Origin of the sequence: Agrobacterium sp. El2ro-1b, assembly GCF_048298475.1 — a bacterium.
Classification (GTDB): Bacteria; Pseudomonadota; Alphaproteobacteria; order Rhizobiales; family Rhizobiaceae; genus Agrobacterium; species Agrobacterium fabrum.
This window is the reverse complement of record NZ_CP103459.1, coordinates 799,185-820,537: the sequence shown is the minus strand read 5'-3', so window position 1 is coordinate 820,537 and position 21,353 is coordinate 799,185. Positions and strand designations below refer to the sequence as shown.

Below are 21,353 nucleotides of genomic sequence, written 5' to 3'. Positions count from 1 at the left end.
GTTCAATGGCCTTTCGAAATAAGCTGGCTGTAAAGCGCGGCGTAGAGGCCGGCGCTTTTTTCCCAGGAAACATCGGATTTCATCCCAAGCTTCTGCATTTGTGTCCACAGTTTCGGGTCGTGATAATAACGGACGGTCCGGCGGATCGCCTGTTTCAGACCGTCGAGTGTGACGGGTGAAAATTGCACGCCGGTCGCCGATTTATGGGCGATGGCAGCGTGGTTGGCGTCGATCACCGTATCGGCAAGGCCACCGGTGCGCGCGACCACCGGAATGCAGCCGTAACGCAATGCGTAAAGCTGGGTCAGGCCGCAGGGCTCGAAGCGAGAGGGAATGATGATCGCGTCGCAACCCGCCTGCATGAGATGCGACAGCGGCTCGTTGTAACCGATGGCAACACCGACGCGTCCATGGTGGCGGGATGCCGCCGCCAGAAGCGCGCCTTCCAGCGCCACTTCGCCCGCTCCCAGCACGACGAGACGACCGCCGAGGGCAACGATCTCGTCCACGGCTTCCGCCATGAGGTCGATGCCCTTCTGCCAGGTCAGGCGGGAGATGACGCAGAATAGCGGGCTGTCATCATCATCGATGCGGAAATGTTCGGCGACCGCCTTCTTGTTGAGGGCACGGTTCTTGATGTTGGCGGCTGAGAAATTGTCGTGGATCAGATGATCGGTGGCCGGGTTCCAGACGTCAGCGTCGATGCCGTTGACGATGCCGTGCAGCACATGGGCGCGGCTGCCGATGACGCCGTGCAGTCCCATGCCGAATTCCGGGGTGAGGATTTCCTCGGCATAGGACGGGCTGACGGTGCTGAGCGCCCATGCCGTCTGCAGGCCACCCTTGAGGAAGCTCACATCATTATAATATTCGACGCCATCCATGCCGAAGGCATGGGCGGGAAGCCCAAGCTTGGCGAAGATATTCGCGCCGAACTGGCCCTGAAAGGCGATATTGTGGATGGTGAGAAGGCTCGGTATCTCAGGTGTTTCGGCATAACGCATATAGACCGGCGCGAGCGCAGCCTGCCAGTCATGCGCATGCACCATATCCGGCCGCCAGCCGGGAAGCGCGCCGGCGGCAATGCGGGCCGCAGCCAGGGACAGCGCCGCAAAGCGCTTCCAGTTATCGGGATAATCCTTGCCGGTCTGGTCGAGATAGGGGCCGCCGGAGCGCTCGTAATAGGCCGGCGCGTCAAGAATGAGGAGGTCCAGCCCCTCATGCCGCACTTCGAGCACATCGGCTTTTTCGCCAAGCAGATCGGTGAACTCAAAACATTTGACGGGGTCCGTCACGGCGGCTTTCACTGCCGGATAGCCGGGTATCAATGTCCGCGTTCTGACGCCATGGGCTTCGAGCGCGATGGGGAGAGCGCCAACAACGTCGGCGAGCCCTCCGGTCTTGATCAGGGGATAGACTTCGGATGAAACCGAAAGGACATTCATGGGCTCTACAGGTCCAGCTTGTCGATCATCGATTGGGTGATAAGGCAGATGCCGCTTTCCGTACGGCGGAAGCGTTTGGCATCCAGTTCGGGGTCTTCTCCTACAATCAGTCCTTCCGGAATGACCACGCCATGGTCGATGACGACATTGCTGAGCTGGGCATGACGCCCGATCTTCACACTCGGCAGTACTACGGCATTCTCAAGGCGGGAGTATGAATTGGCGCGCACGCCTGTGAACAGCAGGCTGCGGTTGAGCGCTGCACCGGAAATGATGCAGTCGCCCGAGACGACCGACGATACGGCCGAACCACGGCGATCTTCATCGTCATGCACGAATTTCGCCGGCGGGGTGATTTCGGCATAGGTCCAGATCGGCCAGGACTTGTCGTAGATATCGAGGTCCGGCACCACATCCGTGAGGTCGATATTGGCCTGCCAATAGGCATCGATGGTGCCGACGTCGCGCCAGTAGGGTTCGTGCTCGAAATCCGAACGCACGCAGGAATCCGCGAAGCGGTGCGCAACGGCTTTGCCGTGTTCGACGATATAGGGAATGATGTCCTTGCCGAAGTCGCGGCTGGAGGTCGGGTCGGCGGCATCGCGACGCAGCGCTTCCATCAGGAACTTCGTGTGGAAGACGTAGATGCCCATCGAGGCGAGCGCAAAACCTTCATTGCCGGGAATGCCGGGCGGATCGGCCGGTTTTTCGATGAAGTTGATGATCTCGTCTTTTTCGTTCACATGCATCACGCCGAAGCCGGTCGCTTCCATGCGCGGTACTTCAAGGCAGCCGATCGTGACGTCGGCACCGGAATCGACATGCTGCTGCAGCATGTATTCGTAGTCCATTTTGTAAATATGGTCGCCGGCCAGAATGACCATATATTCCGGGGCATAGGGCTCTATGATGTCGATGTTCTGGTAAACCGCGTCGGCGGTGCCTTCGTACCATTGCGTTTCGGAAACACGCTGGGAGGCCGGCAGAATGTCGAAGCTCTCGTTACGTTCGGGGCGGAAGAAATCCCAGCCACGCTGCAGGTGTCGGATAAGGGAATGCGCCTTGTATTGCGTGGCGACGCCGATGCGGCGAATGCCGGAATTGAGCGCGTTGGAGAGCGCAAAATCGATGATGCGCGCCTTGCCGCCGAAATAAACGGCGGGTTTTGCCCGGCGGTCCGTCAGTTCCTTCAGGCGGCTTCCTCTTCCGCCTGCGAGGACATAGGCCATTGCATCACGCGCCAAAGGCTGAACTCTTTTTTCCGACATGGTGTCCTCCCTCTCTGTCTGTCAGTTTTCCGGTTCGAGCATGATCGTGGCAAGCGGTGGCAGGACGAGCATCGCCCCGATTTCTCCGCCGGCATCGACCGCCTGAACGCGTCCGCCATTTCCCTTGCCGCTGCCGCCATAAATTTCGGCATCGGTGTTGAGAATCTCCCTCCACCGCCCGGCCTGGGGCAGCGGCACATAATAGTTTTCCCGATAGACCGGGGTCAGATTGCAGATGACCGCCACCGGTTTTTCGCCTGGCGCCGTGCGCAGCCAGGCGAAGACGGAATTCTCGTGATCGTCGACGACAAGCCAGCGGAAGCCGTCGGGTTCGCAGTCACGGGCGTGCAGGGCGGCTTTGGATCGATAGGTGAGGTTGAGATCGCGCACGAGGCGGCGCATGCCTTCATGCATCGGATATTGGCGAAGGTTCCAGTCGAGCGATCCCTTTTCGCTCCATTCGCTCCACTGGGCGAACTCCTGCCCCATGAACAGCAGCTTCTTGCCGGGATAACCCCACATGAAGCCGTAATAGGACCGGAGATTGGCGAATTTCTGCCAATCGTCGCCCGACATCTTGGCGATCAGCGATCCCTTGCCGTGCACCACCTCGTCATGGGAAAGCGGCAGCACGAAATTTTCGGTGAAGGCGTAAAGCAACCCGAAGGTCAGTTCCTGATGGTGGAATTTGCGGTGCACCGGCTCACGCGAGAAATAACTCAGCGTGTCGTGCATGAAGCCCATGTTCCATTTGAAGCCGAAACCAAGCCCGCCCTCGTGAACGGGCTGGGACACTTTCGGCCAGGAGGTGGATTCCTCTGCAATGGTCATAACGCCCGGATGAGTGCCGTAGACCAGTGAATTCATCTTCTGCAGGAAACGGACGGATTCGAGGTTTTCGCGCCCGCCATATTCGTTGGGGATCCACTCGCCTTCCTTGCGGGAATAATCGAGATAGAGCATCGAGGCGACTGCATCGACACGCAGGCCGTCGAGATGGAATTTCTCGGCCCAATAAAGCGCGTTGTTGATGAGGTAGGACATCACCTCGATGCGGCCGAAATTATAGATGGCCGTGTTCCAGTCGGGATGAAAACCCTGGCGCGGATCGGCATGTTCGTAAAGCGCCGTGCCGTCGAACCAGCGCAGCCCGTGCTCGTCGGTGGGGAAGTGCGCGGGAACCCAGTCCAGCAGAACACCTATGCCGACCTTGTGGGCGCCATTGACGAAACGCGCAAAACCTTCCGGATCACCGAAACGGGCGGTCGGGGCATAAAGGCCGGTCGTCTGGTAACCCCAGGAGGGATCATAGGGATGTTCGGTAATCGGCAAGAACTCGATATGGGTGAAGCCCATATCGGTACAATAGGGAATGAGCTGCGCGGCCAGTTCATCCCAGCTGAGGAAGGTGCCGTCCTCACGGCGCTGCCAGGAACCGGCATGCACCTCATAGATGCTGATCGGCTGGCGGCGCTGGTCCACCTGTGCCCAATGTTCGCGATGGGCCTGGTCTTCCCATTTTTGCGTCAGTTCCGGCGCAGTGACCGAAGCGTTCTTCGGCCGCAATTCACCGCGCCGCGCATAGGGGTCGGCCTTCAGCGGCAGAAGCTCGCCGTTCGCACCGAGGATTTCGAATTTGTAGGCGCAGCCGGCATAGACGTCAGGCGCAAAGATTTCCCAGATGCCGGTATCCTTGCGGAAGCGCATCACATGCCGGCGGCCATCCCAATTGTTGAAATCGCCGACGACGGAAACGCGCCTGGCATTGGGAGCCCAGACCGCAAAGTGGAAACCTTCCACGCCCTCAAGCTTCAGCGGATGCGCGCCCATCCTGTCGAACAGCCGCAGATGCGAACCCTCGCGGACGAAATAATCGTCCATGGGGCCGAGAACCGGGCCGAAGCTGTAAGGGTCGGTCACCGCCCATTCGGCATCATCGCGGCAGGCGCGGTAACGCACCGGCTGGCGCTTTGAAAGATCGATCCGGCCTTCGAAAAAACCGTCCGGATCGATCTGCTTTAATTCGCCCACGAAATTTCCGTCCAGCGTCAGGACGGAAACCTCCTCGGCACCGGGAATGAAACAGCGGGCGGAAAACCCTTCCGGCGTTTCGTGAACGCCGAGAAGGGCAAAGGGATTGGAGTGCAAACCGCTCTTGATCGCCTCGATTTCAGCCTTCGTGATGTCGCCAGTCTTTTTCTCTTCGGCCGAATTGAGCGGTTTTTTCATCAGGCTCTCCAGATCTCGGTGGCATATTGGCGGATCGTCCTGTCGGACGAGAACCAGCCCATACGCGCCGTGTTGCGCACTGCTTTCGTATTCCAGCTATCCTGATCGCTCCAGATCGCGTCCACCTTGCGCTGTGCATCGGCATAGGCGTCGAAATCGGCAGCCACCATGAACCAGTCGCTGTTGTAGATGCCATCCATCAGGGCGGAAAACCGCGAACGGTCATCCGGTGAAAACACACCCGACGCGATTGATGACAGCGCCTGCGACAATTCCGCAGACCCTTCGATGATGGCGCGGGGATTGTGGCCTTCGGCGCGAGCCCTGGAGACTTCTTCCGCCGTCATGCCGAAGATGACGATGTTGTCAGCGCCGACATGTTCGAGCATTTCGACATTGGCGCCATCGAGCGTGCCGATGGTGAGCGCGCCGTTCAGGGCAAATTTCATGTTGCCGGTTCCGGACGCTTCCATGCCGGCGGTCGAAATCTGTTCCGAAAGATCGGCGGCGGGAACCATGATTTCCGCAAGCGAGACGTTGTAGTTCGGAATAAACACCACCTTCAAAAGCCCGCGCACGGCCGGGTCGTTGTTGATGACCCGGGCAATATCGTTGGCAAGCTTGATGATCAGCTTCGCGTTGTGATAACTCGGCGCCGCCTTGCCTGCGAAGAACTTAACGCGCGGCACCCAATCCAGTTCCGGGTGGGAACGGATCTGGTCGTAAAGCGCCACCGTTTCGATAAGGTTCAGAAGCTGGCGCTTATATTCGTGGATGCGCTTGATCTGGATGTCGAACATGGCGGAAGGGTCGACGCGGATGCCCATGCGCTGCGCCACCGTGTTGGCGAGGCGCACCTTGTTCAGGCGCTTCACTTCGGCGAATTTCTCACGGAAACCGGCATCGTCGGCGAAACGGTCAAGCGCGATGAGCTTTTCCGCATCGTCGAGGAAATCGTCGCCGATCGCTTCCCGAATCAACCCGGTGAGGCCGGGGTTGCACTGCATCAGCCAGCGGCGTGGTGTAATGCCGTTGGTTTTGTTGTTGATCCGTTCAGGATAGAGGCTGTGCAGGTCGGCAAAGACCGTTTCCTTCATCAACTCGGTATGAAGCGCCGAAACGCCATTGATGGAATGCGAGCCGATGAAGGCGAGATTGCCCATGCGCACGCGGCGCTCGCCGCCTTCATCGATCAGCGAGATCGAGCGGATTTGCTGATCTGCCATCTTCTTTTCCTTGCGGGCAAAGAGCAGCGTATTGGCATTGATCGCGTAGACGATCTGCATATGTCTTGGAAGAAGACGCTCGAGCAGCGGCACCGGCCAGCTTTCCAGCGCTTCGGGCAGAAGCGTGTGGTTGGTGTAGGAGAAGGTGCCCTGGGTAATCTTCCAGGCCTCGTCGAATTCAAGACCGTGCACATCGCAGAGCAGGCGTATCATTTCGCAGATGGAAATGGCCGGATGTGTATCGTTGAGCTGGATCGAGACCTTGTCCGGCAGCGAGGTGAAGTCAGGATATTGCTGCAGGTGACGGCGCAGAATGTCCTGCAGCGAGGCGGAGGAGAAGAAGAATTCCTGCCGCAGGCGCAGTTCCTGCCCGGCCGGGGTCGCGTCCGCAGGGTAGAGAACCCGCGTCAGGCTTTCCGCCTTGTTGCTCTCGCGCAATGCGCCGATATGGTCGCCGGCATTGAAGGCGGCCAAGAGAATGGGGTCGATAGGTTGCGCGGACCATAACCGCAGCGTGTTGACGCGGGTGCCGCGCCAGCCGACGACCGGCGTGTCATAGGCCATGGCGATCACACGTTCGGCCGGTTTCCAGACGAAACGCTGCGGATCTTCATATCCGCCGATCGTCTCTACCGATCCGCCGAAGCCGATTTCATAGGAGCTTTCGCGGCGCTCGAATTCCCAGGGATTGCCATGCGCCAGCCAGGTTTCCGGCAGTTCCACCTGCCAGCCATCGGCCATCTGCTGGCGGAAGAGGCCGTGCACGTAACGAATGCCATAACCATAGGCGGGGATATCGACGGTCGCCATGGATTCCATGAAGCAGGCGGCGAGACGGCCAAGGCCGCCATTGCCGAGTGCGGCATCCGGCTCAAGACCGGCAATGACATCCAGATCGACCCCAAGAGAGGACAGCGCATCGCGGATTTCATGCATCAGGCCGATATTGGAGATGGCGTCGCGCATCAGGCGGCCGATCAGGAATTCCAGCGACAGATAATAAACGCGCTTGGAATTGTCGGCATAGGCCTTGCGGGTGGATGCCATCCATTTGTCGATGATGCGGTCGCGCACGACGAGGATGGTTGCGGTAAGCCAGTCGTGCGGTTTCGCAACCTTGACGTCCTTGCCGATGCGGTAGGTCAGTCGCTCGATGATTTCCGCGGCCATGATTTCCGGGTTGGAACTGCGCGGGGCGGGGCGGGGAAGATCGGCGGCGGTAAGATTATTGATCATTGGTCGGTCAGCACCTTGGTGGGAGGAGAGGGTCTGAGAGGTCGATCCGTGTTGCCTTTGCTGATGCCAGTTTATGCATCGATATGGAGGCGTGGCAACAGCAATTTTTACAGAAAGTTGAACGGCTTAGGATTATGAAAAATAAGACTTTTTCTTCCGCGTCCCAAGGATCGCGCAAGGCATTGCCGGCCCTTTATCCGCCGTTACCGAAGAGGTTTGCGTGGTCGTTGCGATGCCGGGCATCGTTCAAAAAAGGGAAAGAGGCTGCAACACTTTATAAATGGTTCACCGGTCCTGAAATCTGTTTCGCTCAATTATCATGTTTAAACACCGGATCGAAAACCGCTTGTCGGTTTCAGTCTGATGCCCTGAACCACACACTAGCCTTCGCGGCTGCAAAAGTTCAATGAAAATAAATGGGTGTTCGCCGCAGCCGCACCGGTCCCTGGTGGCGGTTACGCGAAACCGGGCGATAATAACGTGTTCAACCCAGGCAAAAAGGCCGCGCCACCATTTCGCCTGCGCGGATCGTCACGCTGGTGTTCGGTGGAACGGCGCACCAGGGAGTGCAATCGAAGGAAAAGGGTTCGGAACTCAAAGCAATGCCCTCTTCCAACCCGCGCCAGTAGAGGGTCGGCGGTTTGTCGTCGCTCGACCAGCGGAAGGCATGCACGCAATCGCCATCCATCAGCACCGCGCTGAAGCGCAGAGCCGAAGAGACGCCCGCCGCAACCATCTTTTCCTGGCAGAGGCGAAGCGCGGTAGAAATGGCGCGAACCGGATCGGCATCGAGACCAAGGCCGGCGGCAATCAGGAAAATGGCTTCGCTGTCGCCGGTGCCCCGCCGGGATGCGTAGATATCGTCAGGGATAAGGGAATCGATGTCGCGCCTTATCTGCTCGTAACCGCCGATCTGGCCGTTATGCATGAACAGATATTGGCCATGCGCAAAGGGATGGCAATTGGCGCGGGATACCTCGCCAGATGTGGCGGAGCGGACATGGGCCATGAACATGCCGGAGCGCAATTGCTGGCAGAGCGCTGCCAGATTGGCATCGGACCAGGCGGGCCTGGTGTCGCGAAACACGCCGGGCGTTCCCCGTTCGCCATACCAGCCAAGGCCGCAGCCATCGCCGTTGACGACGGTTTTTGCTTCTCTTGCGGCCATGGACTGGCTGACCAATGACGCTTCCGGCTCGATCAGCAGGCTGTCGAGCCAGACCGGTTTACCGGAATAGGCAAAAAGGCGGCACATTCATGCGGCTCTGTCGAATGCCTTGTCTCCGAGCGCGAAGTCGACGGCGGCCTTCGCGTGAATGGCGGTCGAATCATACCCCGGCAGCGGCAGCGTATCGGGATCGATCAGCAGTGAAATTTCCGTGCAGCCGAGAATGACGGAATCGACGCCCAGTGCACGAGCCTTTTCGATGACGGCAAGGTAGCGTTCGCGCGAGCAGGACTTGATTTCGCCCTGGCACAGTTCGCCGAAAATGATGTCATGGATCGCAGCGCGGTCGTCCGCTTCGGGCACGACCACGTCGACGCCGTGGTGGCGCATGCGATCGGTATAGAAACCATGTTCCATCGTGTAGCGGGTGGCAAGCAGCAGCGGCTTGCGGCGCCCGTCCGCCTTCAGGGCGGCGGCCGTTTCGTCGATGATGTCGATGAGCGCGACGCCCGACATCTTCTCAACGGTGTCCGCAACGAGATGCATGGTGTTGGTGCAGATCAGCACACAATCGGCACCGGCATTGGCAAGGCGCGCACCGGCAGCGCCCAGAAGCGCACCGGCCTCATCCCAGCGGTCAGCCTTCTGAAGGGCGACAACCTCGGAAAAATCGAGCGAATGCATGACGATATCAGCCGAGACCAGACCGCCGCGACTGTCGCGCACGGCCTCGTTGATCATGCGGTAATAGGTTGCGGTGGATTCCCAGCTCATGCCGCCGATCAGGCCGATGCGTTTCATAAGTTTCCCCTTATCGAGTTTGATTGAAGACAAGAATGCCATCGCCGCCACGAAAACGGCGTGCGTTTTTTCATGGTTTTCAGGCTGCGTATGCAAGTAAGAGGCGGTATTTGCGCAAACTCTGCAAAATTCTTGCGTTATTGCGTTAACCTGTGCATTCTTTCCGGATGATTGATGATCGCGACCGCCGAATCCTTGCGATTCTCCAGGAAAATGCCGAAACGCCGCTCGCCGACATTGCGGAGCAGGTTTCCCTGTCGTTATCCGCCTGTTCGCGCCGTATCACGCGGCTGCGCACGGAGGGGTACGTGACGGGCACGATGGCACTGCTCGACCGGCGGAAGATCAACCTTCCGACCACGGTTTTTCTACTCGTGAGGACGGGCCTGCATGCGGAAGACTGGCTGGACAGGTTCCATGCCGCCGTCAGCACCATACCTGAGATCGTCGAGGTTCACCGGCTGACCGGCAATTTCGACTATATTCTGAAACTGGTGCTGCCGAATGTCGAATATTACGACACGGTCTACAAACAGATCCTGCGCCGCGTCCAGCTTTACGACATGTCCGCCTATATCTCCATGGAGACGGTGAAGCTGTCTTCGTCGCTGCCGACGACGCATATCTGAGGGATCATTGAGCTCCTGTCGGCGCCCCTCTCAGCGGCCCGCCTCAAAACGGACGCCGAAGCGGAAGCTGCGCGTTTCGCCCGGTTGCAAGGTAATTGCAGCTGCGAGTTCCCTATGGTTGAAGGCATTGGTGGGCGTTTCCACCGGTTCGAGTGCGATGGATCGCCGCCTGTCGCGGGCGAGCGTATCGCCGGTGAAGACATGCATGTGGCCACGCTCCTGCCAGACCGTGAGGCTCGAACCGTTATGCCAGTTTTCTAACCGCGTCTCGTAAAGTCCGCTTTCGGATGCGATCAGGTCGGTGAAACAGACATCCGCCACATGACCGGATAGCGGCGCATCAAGAAAGCGGGTGTCGTCCCGTGTGACGATGCCGCCCTGCTGATCCCGCAGGGGAATGAGATTGTCGTCCGTTTCGATCGCGGTTCGCGAGGGCAGCGTGAGAAGAAGGTCATCGATGGAGGTCGTGCCGGGCAGGCGAAAATAGGGATGCCAGCCGGCGGCGAAAGGCAAAGGCCGGTCGCCGCGATTGATGCCGCGTATGTCGATGGTGACGTCGTGGCCAGCAAAACGATACTCCACCTCGATGGTGAGCCGATAGGGGTAACCCTTGAAATCGCCAGGCGCGATTTCCGTCCGGAAGACGAGAATTTGCGCGCCATTTTCCTCGAATGACTGGTCGAGAACAAAGGGCAGGGCGCGGGCGAAGCCGTGGAAAACAAGGTCTTCATGGTCAAGCACCGGCTCGATGTGGTGCGTTTCTCCGCCGAAATCATATCGGCCTTGCGGAATGCGGTTGGTGAAGGGTGCAAGAATGCCGTTTCTCACGCCGTTCTGCGACTGTAATTCTGCGGCTGTCAGATATCCGTCAACCAAATCCTCGCCCTTTTCGCCATCGGCAGAGAGCGGTCGCCAGCTGAGAAGCGTTGCGCCCTCATAAGCGATATCGGCGCAAAAACCGGTGCCGGAAACGGTCAGACCGGCAATCCCCGTGCCTGTTGCGGAAGTGGTCATCGGGAATTGTCCTTTGCATGCACGCATCTGCGACGGCCGGGCCGATTGCCTCGCCGATTCGCCCGATCATCTTCGCTGCAGCGACATTTCGCAATGGCTATGATGCGCCGCACACATCCGTGGCGCTCGTGATGAAAATGTCAGGGAAGGTTCGTTTTGCGCCGCTGAAAAATTCCATCAGCGCGGCCTGGTCTTCTCCGCCGAGCCCCGCCGCCGTCAGCATGCGGTGCACCTCGGCGCAAACCGCCGTCAGCGGCATGGCCGTGTTGGTGCGCCGGGCAAGATCCTGCGCGCCGTTCAGGTCCTTGACCATATTGTCGATGCGGCCGGTGCGACGGTAATCCTTCGCCACATAACGCGGCATGTATTCCTGAAGGATGGCGCTATCGGCGCGACCGCCCTTCAGCGCCTGCGGAATTTTGGCGGCATCGACGCCGGCATCCAGCGCAAGCTGCGTTGCTTCCGCCACCGCAAGGAAGTTCAGGGCGCAAAGAACCTGATTGATGAGCTTGGTCGTCTGCCCGGCGCCGCAGGGGCCCATATGGGTGTAGTTGCTGGCCACATGCTGCAGCACGCGGTGGGCATCGGCCACATCCTTCTCGCTGCCGCCGGCCATCAGCGTCAATTGCCCGATGAGCGCCTTGGGTGCGCCGCCTGAAAGCGGGCTATCCACCCAGCGCAGACCCTTGTCAGCAGCATCGGCCGCCAGTTCCTTGGTCGCTTCCGGGTCGATGGAGGACATGTCGATGATCAGCGTGCCGGGTTTTGCGCCTGCCGCCGCCCCATCCTTGCCGAAGACGGCGATGCGCACGATTTTCGGCGAATTAAGGCTGAGGATGACCACGTCGGAAACGGCGGCCGCCTCCGCCGCGGTGCGGGCGCTCTCCGCGCCAAGGCTGGTCAGTGCTGCGACCTTTTCGGCGTCCAGATCGAAAACCGTCAGGTGATTGCCTGTCTCGACCAGCCGCGTGCCAATCGCGCCGCCCATGGCGCCGGCACCGATGAGGGCGACTTTATTCTTCTCGGTCATGCTGTTCACGGCCTCCTCCCAAGGTGTCGTGGTATCGTCAGGTTGCATCGGGATGGCGGCTGCGGGCCACCCATCCGGAAACGGCATTTTAGAGCGAGGCGGTGATGCCGCCATCGACATAGAGAATATGGCCGTTCACGAAGGACGACGCGTCCGACGACAGGAAAATGCAGGCTCCGACAAGCTCTTCCACTTTGCCCCAGCGGCCGGCCGGCGTGCGCTTTTCAAGCCAGGCCGAAAAGGTCTCGTCTGCGACAAGGGCGGCGTTGAGCGGGGTATCGAAATAACCGGGCGCAATGGCATTGCACTGCAGGCCATATTTGGCCCAGTCCGTCGCCATGCCCTTGGTCAGATTGCCGACGGCACCCTTGGTGGCGGTGTAGGGTGCGATGCCGGGACGGGCAAGCGCTGTCTGCACGCTGGCAATATTGATGATCTTGCCGCGCCCGCGCGAAATCATGTGGCGCGCGGTTGCCTGTCCGACGTGGAATACCGAGGCGATGTTGGTTTGCAGCAGGCGCTCGAAGGCGTCGGCCGGAAAATCCTCGAGCGGCGTGCGGTGCTGCATGCCGGCATTGTTGACGAGAATGTCGATCGCGCCAACCTCCGCCTCGAAGCGGTCGACGGCCTCGCGCACCGCGCCATGATCGGTGGCGTCGAAGGCAAGTGTCCTCGCGCCCTTGATGCCGGCAGCGGCTGCTTTCAGCTTCGCTTCGTCGCGCCCGTTCAGCACCACTTCCGCCCCGGCTTCCGAAAGCCCTTGCGCCAGCGCGAAACCGATGCCCTGGGACGAACCCGTGATCAGGGCGCGGCGGCCGGAAAGATCGAACAAATTAAGGCCCACTGTTTCCTCCAGTCTCTCGACATTTCATTCTTGAAGATATATGTTACCGATAACATTCATCCGTTTGAGGGCGGATGTCAAGGCTGATGCGCCCGTTTTCGGTACGTATCGGGCCGGTGGCGAACTGGCAAGGCGGGTCAAGGTCCGCTTTGTGGCAGCAATTTGGATGCGGAATATGCGCCGCAGTGGCGGGCGCTTGAACGGGAGTTGTCATGAAAGCGATTGTCGCCCACGGGGCAAAGGATGTGCGCATCGAAGACCGGCCGGAGGAAAAGCCGGGTCAGGGCGAGGTGCGGCTCCGTCTGGCGAGGGGCGGAATCTGCGGCAGTGATCTGCACTATTACAATCATGGCGGTTTCGGCGCCGTGCGGCTTCGTGAACCCATGGTGCTGGGCCATGAGGTTTCGGCCGTCATCGAGGAACTGGGCGAAGGCGTTGAGGGGCTGAAGATCGGCGGTCTGGTGGCGGTTTCGCCGTCGCGCCCATGCCGAACCTGCCGCTTCTGCCAGGAGGGTCTGCACAATCAGTGCCTCAACATGCGGTTTTATGGCAGCGCCATGCCTTTCCCGCATATTCAGGGCGCGTTCCGTGAAATCCTGGTGGCGGACGCCCTGCAATGCGTGCCGGCCGATGGTCTCAGCGCCGGGGAAGCCGCCATGGCGGAACCGCTGGCGGTGACGCTGCATGCCACACGCCGGGCCGGCGATTTGCTGGGAAAACGTGTGCTCGTCACGGGTTGCGGCCCCATCGGCATTCTTTCCATTCTGGCTGCGCGCCGGGCGGGTGCGGCTGAAATCGTCGCCACCGACCTTTCCGACTTCACGCTCGCCAAGGCGCGGGAAGCGGGGGCGGACCGTGTCATCAACAGCAAGGATGAGCCCGATGCGCTCGCCGCTTATGGCGCAAACAAGGGCACCTTCGATGTTCTCTATGAATGCTCGGGTGCGGCCGTGGCGCTTGCCGGCGGCATTACGGCACTGCGGCCGCGCGGCATCATCGTCCAGGTCGGGCTTGGCGGCGATATGAGCCTGCCGATGATGGCGATTACCGCCAAGGAACTCGACCTGCGCGGCTCCTTCCGCTTCCACGAGGAATTCGCCACCGGCGTCGAGCTGATGCGCAAGGGCCTGATCGACGTCAAACCTTTCATCACCCAGACCGTCGATCTTGCCGACGCCATCTCGGCCTTCGAATTCGCCTCGGATCGCAGCCGCGCCATGAAGGTGCAGATCGCCTTTTCCTAAGAGCATTTGCTGCTAACAGGGATGAAGCCATTTTTAATCGGCGGCGGATAATTCCGCCGCCGATTTTTTGCATGGTTTTGGGCGTGGCGCGATCCAGCGGCGCTGTTACCGATATCATGGATTTGCGATGAGGCCGCGGCCCCAACCGGCGCAATCCGCTCTGGTGCTGAGATTCCAGTCTCATATTTTGCGGCCCCTGACCGTCCTTTGCCGATCCGCTCCACCGGTTTGCACATTTTGACGCAGGTCAAAAAGGTGATTTGCCGCCTGCGGTTTTTTGCGTTATCGAAATTTCAGAAATTACTGAAAATTCAGGAAGTGAAGAAATGCCAACCAGCCTGTCACCGCTTGTCCAGTCCTTCGTGCTGCATTTTGGCGAGATGGGCAGCCGCTGGGGAATCAACCGCACCGTCGGGCAAGTCTATGCTTTGCTTTACATTTCGCCGCAGCCTCTCTGTGCGGACGAGATCGTCGAGGCGCTTGGCATCTCCCGTTCCAACGTGTCGATGAGCCTGAAGGAACTTCAGGCGTGGAACCTTGCAATTCTCAAGCACTTTCCTGGCGACAGGCGGGATTTTTTCACGACGCCTGATGATGTCTGGCAGATTCTGCGCACGCTAGCCGAAGAGCGGAAAAAGCGCGAGATCGATCCCACCCTCAGCGTGCTGCGCGAAATCCTGATGGAGACGCCGGAAAACGAAGATGAGCGGCATGCGCAAAGGCGCATCGACGAGATGAAGACGCTGATCGAGCAACTGACCGGCTGGTATGACGATGTGAAGCGGCTGGAGACGGAGAGGCTGGCCTCGCTTCTGGCGCTCGGTTCCAAGGTCACGAAGCTTCTGGAGGCGAAAGACAAGATCGTCTCGCTTGCCAGACCCCGCGGCACGAAGAAGAAAGGGTGAGGTGATCGGTCGTGACCATGTCCGCACACATCCCCCGGTCGGCCGATGGTGATGCAGCAAACTGTCCCGTGCCCGGTGCCGGGCAAAGGCGGTTCTTCGGTAGAGCCCGGCGCAACGTTGCCCCCGACAAGACTGCGGTAAAAACGCAACATGCGCCCGCGGTTGGCAGATCCGTCGCCCTGCTGCATGTGTTGCCGGCGCTGCTCTGGCTGCCGCAGGCTGGCCTGCTGGCCTTTTCAGTTGGAAAAATTGCCGATGGTGAGCCGATGATGGCGATCATGCCGGCGGCCGTTGCGGTCCTTATCCTCGGGCTTCTCAAGGCGTGGCTGGAAAAAGTCGCGGGGCGGCTGTCCTTCCGGGCCGCGCGCGCAGCACTTTCGCAGCGGCGGTTCGAGGCGTTGCAGGCGGTGGCGAAGGTTTCCCCGCTCGATCTGTCGCGCACGGCCTCGGGTGAGGCGGCAGGTATCGTGGCGGAGGCTGCGGAAGCGCTGGTACCCTATCTTTCCCGGTTCCAGCCGGCGCGCATGAAGGCCACGATTGTCCCCCTGGTTTTCGTGCTCACCATCCTGCCCTTTAGCTGGATTGCGGCGCTTGTGCTTCTGCTCGCCATGCCCACCATCCCGCTTTTCATGGCCCTGATCGGCTGGCAGGCGAAGGCCGCCAGTGAAAAGCAGCTGGCCGAGACGGGCAATATGAATGCCTTCCTGCTCGATCGCCTGCGCGGGCTGGAAACGATCCGCACGCTCAAGGCCGTTGACCTGACGGCGGCCCGTCTCGGTGCCGATGCCCAGAACCTCAAGAAGCGAACGATGGCCGTTCTGAGGATCGCTTTCCTCTCCTCCGCCGTGCTGGAGCTTTTCGCTGCGATCGGCGTTGCCATGACCGCCGTTTATATCGGTTTCCACCTGCTCGGTTTTCTCGATTTCGGCGCCTGGGGCGAAAAGCTTACGCTGGCCGAAGGCCTCTTCATCCTGCTGCTTGCACCCGCTTTTTTCGAGCCATTGCGCGAGCTCTCCGCCGTCTGGCATGATCGTGCGGCTGGCGAGGCGTCACTTAATGCGCTCGCCACTTTAACGGCCGGCGGTGCTTCCATCGTGGGTGAGGGTGCGGATGTGGTGCGCGCGCCATCTTCGACATCAGGCCTGCTGGAGATGGACGACCTGTCCTTTGCCTACCCGAATGCTCCCCCTGTCATCCGCAATTTCAACCTGATGGTTCAGCAGGGTGAGAGAGTTGCGATTCTTGGGCCTTCCGGTTGTGGCAAATCCACTGTACTCTCCTTGATTGCCGGACTGGCCGAGGCGGATGAGGGCGCAATCAGGATCGGCGGTATCACGCTTGATGATGCAACGGCGGATGGGTTGCGCGGAACGATCGGCTGGGTCAGTCAGAAACCGTTCTTTTTTACGGGGTCCCTGAAGGCGAATATTCGTTTTGGCCGCCCTGATGTCAGCGACGCCATGGTGGAAGAGGCCCTGCACCGCACCGGGCTGGATGGATTGACGCAGGCGCGCCGGCATTTGCAGATCGGTGACGGCGGATATGGCATTTCGGGTGGGGAGGCGGTGCGGCTTGCCATAGCGCGCGCTTTCGCAGACCCGGCAACGCAGCTTGTCCTGGCCGATGAGCCGACCGCGCATCTTGATCGGGAAACGGCGGCTCTCGTCACGGATAACCTGCTGCAACTGGCAAAGGGCAGGACATTGATCGTCGCGACCCATGATCCGGTGCTTGCGGCACGCATGGACAGGATCGTGGATATGACGGCGATCCATTCGAGGGGGCAGCCATGATCACGCGTTTTGCCATATTGAGACCCGTCATCGCCCTGTTCTGGTCGACACGGCGCGGCATGCTGCTTGCGGGTGCGGTTCTGGCGGTCACGACTGTTCTGGCAGGCATCGGTCTTCTCGGCGTGTCCGGCTGGTTCATTACCGCGACGGCCATTGCCGGCCTGCTTCCGGCGACGGCCTTCGCCTTTGATGTTTTTGCCCCCTCAGCGGCTATTCGGCTTCTGGCGCTGGCGCGCACCGCCGCCCGGTATGGCGAGCGCATGACGACCCACGAAGCCACGCTTTCCGTGCTTGCGGCGCTTCGGGAGAAACTGTTTCGCGGTTTTGCCGCACCGCAGGCGGCGAAATCTCTGGAGGCGCGGCCCGCGCGCCTGCTGAATCGGCTGACGGCGGATATCGATGCGCTGGATTCACTTTATCTGCGCGTCCTGGTTCCCGCCGCCGTCGCCATCCTTGCCGCGCTCGTGACCGGCTTCGGGCTTGCTTTCCTGCACCCGCTTGCCGGTGTGCTGGCGGCAACCTTCCTCATTGCGGCGGGGCTGGGCATTTCTGCGCGCTCTGCCTTGAGAGCGGAAAAATTCTCGCGCCGGCGGGCCATCGGGCTCGAGGCGTTACGCGCCCGCGCGGCCGATCTGGTGAGCGGACAGACGGAATTGCTGACCACGGGCCGGCTTTCCGCGCAGATTGCCGCGGTAAAGCGGGCGGATGACTATCTCGCCGCCTGTGATGATCGCCTCAACCGCATCGAGACCAATGCCGGTTTCTCCTTTGGTCTTTCAGCGGCCATTCTCGTGAGCGCCGCCCTTCTCGGCATGGCCTGGCTGGCGGAGCATGGGGCGGTGAGCGCACCGGCCGCCGCACTTGGCCTTTTGGTCTGTTTCGCTGCGCTGGAGCCTTTCACGGCGCTGCGCCGCGGGGCGATGGAGCTGGGCCGCACGCTGTTTTCCGCAAGGCGTATTGCGCCGCGCCTTTCTGCAACGGCCGAGGCACACTGTCCTGCCTTGCCCGCGAGTGGCATCGCGGCGGAGCTTAGAGGCGTGCGTCTGGAGCGGGAGGGGAATGAGAATCCGATCCTGACGAATATCAACCTTGCAATCGCCTGCGAGGAACGGGTCGCGATCGTCGGTGCAAGCGGCGCGGGCAAGACGAGCCTCATCCAACTGGTGGCGGGTGAGTTGCGCCCGGCTGCGGGTTCGGTCCGTGCTCTGCCATCCACCCTGATGACGCAGCGCAGCCAGCTTTTCCGTGACAGCATCGCCGACAATCTGCGGCTGGCAAAACCTGCGGCCACGGGGCGTGAGTTATGGGACGCGCTCGAGGCGGCGGGTCTAGCCGAGCACGTCAGAACCTTGCCGAAAGGGCTGGAAACGAGGCTCGGCGAGGCCGGGCAGGGTCTTTCCGGCGGCCAGTCGCGCCGGTTGGCGCTTGCCCGTTTCCTGCTTGCCGACAGGCCGCTCTGGCTTCTCGACGAGGTGACGGAAGGGCTGGACGGCGAAACCGCCCGGGACGTGCTCGGCCGGCTCTTTGCGAGGGCAGAGGGAAAGACTGTCTTGATCATCACCCATAATCGCCGCGAGGCGGAATTTGCCGATCGTATCATCGTGCTGAGAGAGGGACGCCAACTTGATCAATGTCAAAGCGGCACCCCGGAATACGGCGTAGTGCTTGAGACACTGCGCCCGGACTGAGATTTTTTGAGAGCCGGCGTCGTTTTGAAAATGGAAGGCCGGCCTTCCGGAAAAGGTGGGTAAGACTATGGAACTCGACATAGTAGCGCTGTCGCGCCTGCAATTTGCAGTGACGGCTTTATATCACTTCCTGTTCGTTCCCCTGACGATCGGGCTGTCGGTGGTGATCGCCATCATGGAGACGGTCTATGTCATGACCGGCCGGGCGATCTGGCGACAGATGACGAAATTCTGGGGCACCCTGTTCGGCATCAATTTCGTGCTCGGTGTTTCCACCGGCATCGTCATGGAGTTCCAGTTCGGCATGAACTGGAGTTATTACAGCCATTATGTCGGCGATATCTTCGGCGCGCCGCTGGCGATCGAGGGCATGATGGCCTTCTTCCTGGAAGCCACCTTCGTCGGCCTGTTCTTTTTCGGCTGGGACAAGCTGTCGAAACTCGGCCATCTCGTCGCGACATGGTGCGTGGCGATCGGTTCGAATTTCTCAGCGCTGTGGATATTGATCGCCAATGGCTGGATGCAGAACCCGACGGGCTCCGCCTTCAATCCCCAGACCATGCGCATGGAAGTGACTGACTTTTTCGCGGTCCTGTTCAACCCGGTGGCGCAGGCGAAATTCGTACACACCGTTTCCGCCGGCTACGTGACGGCCTCCATCTTCGTACTCGGCGTTTCCGCCTGGTATGTGCTGAAAGGCCGCCACGTCGATCTCGCCAAGCGGTCGATGACGGTTGCCGCCTCCTTTGGTCTAGCGTCTGCGCTTTCGGTCGTCGTGCTGGGGGACGAAAGCGGTTATCTCTCGACAGAACACCAGAAGATGAAGCTCGCCTCCATCGAGGCCATGTGGGAAACCGAGCCGGCGCCCGCCCCCTTCACGGCCATCGGTTTTCCCGATCAGGAAGCGCGCGAGACGCATTTTGCGGTGAAGATCCCGTGGGTGATGGGCCTCATTGGCACCCGTTCGCTCGATACGCAAATCCCAGGCATCAACGATCTTGTCGAGCAGGCCAAGACCCGCATCCGCGACGGCATCAAGGCCTATGACGCGCTGATGCAGATCCGCGCCACCGGCAAGGGCGCACAGCTGCCCGAAGAGGTGCGCGGCACCTTCGCCGAAGTCGGCCATGAACTTGGCTACGCGCTGCTGCTCAAGCGCTATGTCGACGATCCGCGTCAGGCGAGCGAAGAACAGATCGCGAAAGCTGCGGCTGATACCATCCCGCATGTGCCGACCCTGTTCTGGTCGTTCCGGATCATGGTCGGCCTCGGCATGTTCTTCATCCTTTTGACGGCGACCTTCTTCTATCTCTCTGCCCGCCGCCGGCTGGATCATTATCCGCTGTTGCTGAAAGTGGCGGTCTTTGCCATTCCGCTGCCGTGGATTGCCGCCGAAATGGGCTGGGTGGTCGCCGAATTTGGCCGCCAGCCGTGGATCATCGAGGGCGTGCTGCCAACGGCCGCTGCCGTCTCCAGCCTCAGCGCTTCGACGGTCCTGATTACGCTTTTATGTTTCATCGCCATCTACACGGTGCTGTTCATCGTCGAAATGGGGCTGATGCTGAAGGCGATCCGCAAGGGGCCGGATCCGGACCATGAGCCGGAGGCACCGCTCGTTCCTGAAAAACTCGTCGCTGCGGAGTAAGATATCATGATCCTGCATCAACTCATCGACTATGAAATCCTTCGCGTCATCTGGTGGCTGCTGCTCGGCGTATTGCTTATCGGTTTTGCCGTGACGGGCGGTTTCGATCTTGGCACGGGCGCGCTGCTGCCCTTCGTGGCGAAAACGGATATCGAGCGCCGTGTCGTCATCAATTCCATCGGCCCGGTCTGGGAGGGCAACCAGGTCTGGCTGATCCTCGGTGCCGGCGCGATTTTTGCCGCCTGGCCTCCACTTTATGCGGTGTCGTTTTCAGGGTTTTATCTGGCGATGGCCGCCATCATGTTCGCGCTGATCCTGCGGCCGGTCGGTTTCAAATATCGCTCCAAGCGGGAGAGCACGGCATGGCGCAGCGCTTGGGACTGGGCCCTGTTCGTCGGCGGCTTCGTGCCGACGCTGATCTTTGGCGTGGCTATCGGCAACGTCCTGCAGGGTGTTCCTTTCCACTTTAACGACGATCTCAGGATTTTCTACGACGGCACGACGCTGTTCGAGCTTCTGAACCCTTATGCCCTTCTCTGCGGCCTCGTTTCCGTCGCCATGCTGGTAATGCATGGTGCGGCGTGGCTGGTACTGAAGACCGAAGGTCCGGTGGCTGCCCGTGCGCGCAGTTTCGGCAGCATTGCGGCCCTTGCCACCACAGTTCTTTTCGCGCTCGGCGGTGTCTTCCTCTGGCTCGGGGTCGATGGGTATCGCTTCACCTCTGAAGTCGTGACCGATGGTCCCTCCAACCCGCTGTCCAAGACGGTCGAGGTTGCGGGTGGTGTCTGGTTTGCCAATTATGCGGCACATCCGTGGATGATGCTGGCGCCGGCGCTCGGTCTTGTGTTCCCGCTCGTCGCTTTCATCCTTTTCAGGGCCCGCAGGGAAGTCCTGGCTCTGCTGTCCAGCTCGCTCGCGATTTTCGGCATCATCGCCACCGTCGGACTTACGATGTTTCCCTTCATCCTGCCGTCTTCGGTTGATCCGAAGTCGAGCCTGACGGTGTGGGATGCTTCGTCCAGCCACATGACGCTGTTCAACATGCTGGTCGTCACGCTTATCTTCGTTCCGATGATCGTTGCCTACACCTCGTGGGTCTATCGCGTGCTGTGGGGCAAGGTGGATGAGAAGGCAATCCGTGACGATAGCGGCCACGCTTATTGACGCAATTCCAGGAAAAGTTTGAAA

16 protein-coding genes are annotated in these 21,353 nt (G+C 60.3%); 7 read left to right on the top strand and 9 right to left on the bottom strand.

What is annotated here, in order from left to right; genetic code table 11:
• Positions 1-2: 2 nt before the first annotated feature.
• The 6 genes from glgA to NYR50_RS17970 all read right to left on the bottom strand — a co-directional run bounded on the left by glgA (position 3) and on the right by NYR50_RS17970 (position 9,373).
• A complete protein-coding gene (glgA, locus tag NYR50_RS17995) occupies positions 3-1,445 on the bottom strand; it encodes a glycogen synthase GlgA (protein ID WP_174011082.1) in 1,443 nt (480 codons plus the stop codon).
• Between the two features lie 5 nt (positions 1,446-1,450).
• A complete protein-coding gene (gene glgC / locus NYR50_RS17990; protein ID WP_092734090.1) occupies positions 1,451-2,713 on the bottom strand; it encodes a glucose-1-phosphate adenylyltransferase in 1,263 nt (420 codons plus the stop codon).
• Between the two features lie 21 nt (positions 2,714-2,734).
• The gene (gene glgB, locus NYR50_RS17985; protein WP_174011084.1) at positions 2,735-4,942 is read right to left on the bottom strand and encodes a 1,4-alpha-glucan branching protein GlgB; all 2,208 of its coding nucleotides are present in this window, start codon (positions 4,940-4,942) and stop codon (positions 2,735-2,737) included.
• Positions 4,942-7,404: a glycogen/starch/alpha-glucan phosphorylase gene (locus NYR50_RS17980; RefSeq protein WP_006313780.1), complete on the bottom strand. Its 2,463-nt coding sequence runs from the start codon at positions 7,402-7,404 to the stop codon at positions 4,942-4,944. Before NYR50_RS17980 ends, glgB begins: the two co-directional genes overlap by 1 nt.
• A 484-nt stretch (positions 7,405-7,888) precedes the next feature.
• The gene (locus NYR50_RS17975; RefSeq protein ID WP_418137767.1) at positions 7,889-8,659 is read right to left on the bottom strand and encodes a class II glutamine amidotransferase; all 771 of its coding nucleotides are present in this window, start codon (positions 8,657-8,659) and stop codon (positions 7,889-7,891) included.
• Positions 8,660-9,373 (bottom strand): aspartate/glutamate racemase family protein, encoded by a 714-nt coding sequence (locus tag NYR50_RS17970; RefSeq protein WP_418137766.1) that lies wholly within the window; start codon positions 9,371-9,373, stop codon positions 8,660-8,662.
• Positions 9,374-9,540: 167 nt separating this feature from the next.
• Here NYR50_RS17970 and NYR50_RS17965 point away from each other — a divergent pair, with 167 nt between their 5' ends.
• Complete coding sequence (locus tag NYR50_RS17965) at positions 9,541-10,002, top strand: Lrp/AsnC family transcriptional regulator (RefSeq protein ID WP_006313784.1); 462 nt, start codon at positions 9,541-9,543, stop codon at positions 10,000-10,002.
• Positions 10,003-10,032: 30 nt separating this feature from the next.
• On the opposite strand, the gene NYR50_RS17960 is transcribed toward NYR50_RS17965, so the two are convergent.
• From NYR50_RS17960 to NYR50_RS17950, 3 genes are all read right to left on the bottom strand, one after another.
• Positions 10,033-11,016, bottom strand: a complete 984-nt coding sequence (locus tag NYR50_RS17960) for an aldose 1-epimerase (protein WP_418137765.1) — start codon at positions 11,014-11,016, stop codon at positions 10,033-10,035.
• A gap of 97 nt (positions 11,017-11,113) precedes the next feature.
• On the bottom strand, positions 11,114-12,046 hold the full coding sequence (locus NYR50_RS17955) for an NAD(P)-dependent oxidoreductase (RefSeq protein WP_418138269.1): 933 nt from the start codon (positions 12,044-12,046) through the stop codon (positions 11,114-11,116).
• An 88-nt stretch (positions 12,047-12,134) separates the two neighbouring features.
• A complete protein-coding gene (locus NYR50_RS17950; protein WP_174011092.1) occupies positions 12,135-12,890 on the bottom strand; it encodes an SDR family oxidoreductase in 756 nt (251 codons plus the stop codon).
• Between the two features lie 212 nt (positions 12,891-13,102).
• Between NYR50_RS17950 and NYR50_RS17945 the strand changes: the two genes are divergently transcribed.
• The 6 genes from NYR50_RS17945 (at position 13,103) to cydB (ending at position 21,329) form a co-directional block, all read left to right on the top strand.
• Positions 13,103-14,134 carry an L-idonate 5-dehydrogenase gene (locus NYR50_RS17945; RefSeq protein WP_174011094.1) on the top strand — a complete coding sequence of 344 codons (1,032 nt, stop codon included), beginning with the start codon at positions 13,103-13,105 and terminating at the stop codon, positions 14,132-14,134.
• A 326-nt stretch (positions 14,135-14,460) separates the two neighbouring features.
• Positions 14,461-15,039: a GbsR/MarR family transcriptional regulator gene (locus tag NYR50_RS17940; protein ID WP_006313806.1), complete on the top strand. Its 579-nt coding sequence runs from the start codon at positions 14,461-14,463 to the stop codon at positions 15,037-15,039.
• Between the two features lie 17 nt (positions 15,040-15,056).
• The gene (gene cydD / locus NYR50_RS17935) at positions 15,057-16,832 is read left to right on the top strand and encodes a thiol reductant ABC exporter subunit CydD (protein WP_418137764.1); all 1,776 of its coding nucleotides are present in this window, start codon (positions 15,057-15,059) and stop codon (positions 16,830-16,832) included.
• Entirely contained in the window at positions 16,829-18,520 is a 1,692-nt protein-coding gene (locus tag NYR50_RS17930; protein ID WP_418137763.1) for an amino acid ABC transporter ATP-binding/permease protein, read from the top strand. Before cydD ends, NYR50_RS17930 begins: the two co-directional genes overlap by 4 nt.
• Before the next feature lie 67 nt (positions 18,521-18,587).
• Positions 18,588-20,165, top strand: coding sequence for a cytochrome ubiquinol oxidase subunit I (locus tag NYR50_RS17925; protein ID WP_418137762.1), 1,578 nt, complete (start codon positions 18,588-18,590; stop codon positions 20,163-20,165).
• A gap of 6 nt (positions 20,166-20,171) precedes the next feature.
• On the top strand, positions 20,172-21,329 hold the full coding sequence (gene cydB, locus NYR50_RS17920) for a cytochrome d ubiquinol oxidase subunit II (RefSeq protein WP_418137761.1): 1,158 nt from the start codon (positions 20,172-20,174) through the stop codon (positions 21,327-21,329).
• The last annotated feature ends 24 nt before the right edge of the window (positions 21,330-21,353 follow it).

Coding starts and splice junctions, on each gene's coding strand:
- NYR50_RS17960 (WP_418137765.1), bottom strand. CDS start 11,016: ATGACCACTTCCGCAACAGGCACGGGGATTGCCGGTCTGACCGTTTCC.
- glgA (WP_174011082.1), bottom strand. CDS start 1,445: ATGAATGTCCTTTCGGTTTCATCCGAAGTCTATCCCCTGATCAAGACC.
- glgB (WP_174011084.1), bottom strand. CDS start 4,942: ATGAAAAAACCGCTCAATTCGGCCGAAGAGAAAAAGACTGGCGACATC.
- cydD (WP_418137764.1), top strand. CDS start 15,057: ATGTCCGCACACATCCCCCGGTCGGCCGATGGTGATGCAGCAAACTGT.
- NYR50_RS17980 (WP_006313780.1), bottom strand. CDS start 7,404: ATGATCAATAATCTTACCGCCGCCGATCTTCCCCGCCCCGCCCCGCGC.
- NYR50_RS17970 (WP_418137766.1), bottom strand. CDS start 9,373: ATGAAACGCATCGGCCTGATCGGCGGCATGAGCTGGGAATCCACCGCA.
- cydB (WP_418137761.1), top strand. CDS start 20,172: ATGATCCTGCATCAACTCATCGACTATGAAATCCTTCGCGTCATCTGG.
- NYR50_RS17955 (WP_418138269.1), bottom strand. CDS start 12,046: ATGACCGAGAAGAATAAAGTCGCCCTCATCGGTGCCGGCGCCATGGGC.
- glgC (WP_092734090.1), bottom strand. CDS start 2,713: ATGTCGGAAAAAAGAGTTCAGCCTTTGGCGCGTGATGCAATGGCCTAT.
- NYR50_RS17925 (WP_418137762.1), top strand. CDS start 18,588: ATGGAACTCGACATAGTAGCGCTGTCGCGCCTGCAATTTGCAGTGACG.
- NYR50_RS17965 (WP_006313784.1), top strand. CDS start 9,541: ATGATTGATGATCGCGACCGCCGAATCCTTGCGATTCTCCAGGAAAAT.
- NYR50_RS17975 (WP_418137767.1), bottom strand. CDS start 8,659: ATGTGCCGCCTTTTTGCCTATTCCGGTAAACCGGTCTGGCTCGACAGC.
- NYR50_RS17940 (WP_006313806.1), top strand. CDS start 14,461: ATGCCAACCAGCCTGTCACCGCTTGTCCAGTCCTTCGTGCTGCATTTT.
- NYR50_RS17945 (WP_174011094.1), top strand. CDS start 13,103: ATGAAAGCGATTGTCGCCCACGGGGCAAAGGATGTGCGCATCGAAGAC.
- NYR50_RS17930 (WP_418137763.1), top strand. CDS start 16,829: ATGATCACGCGTTTTGCCATATTGAGACCCGTCATCGCCCTGTTCTGG.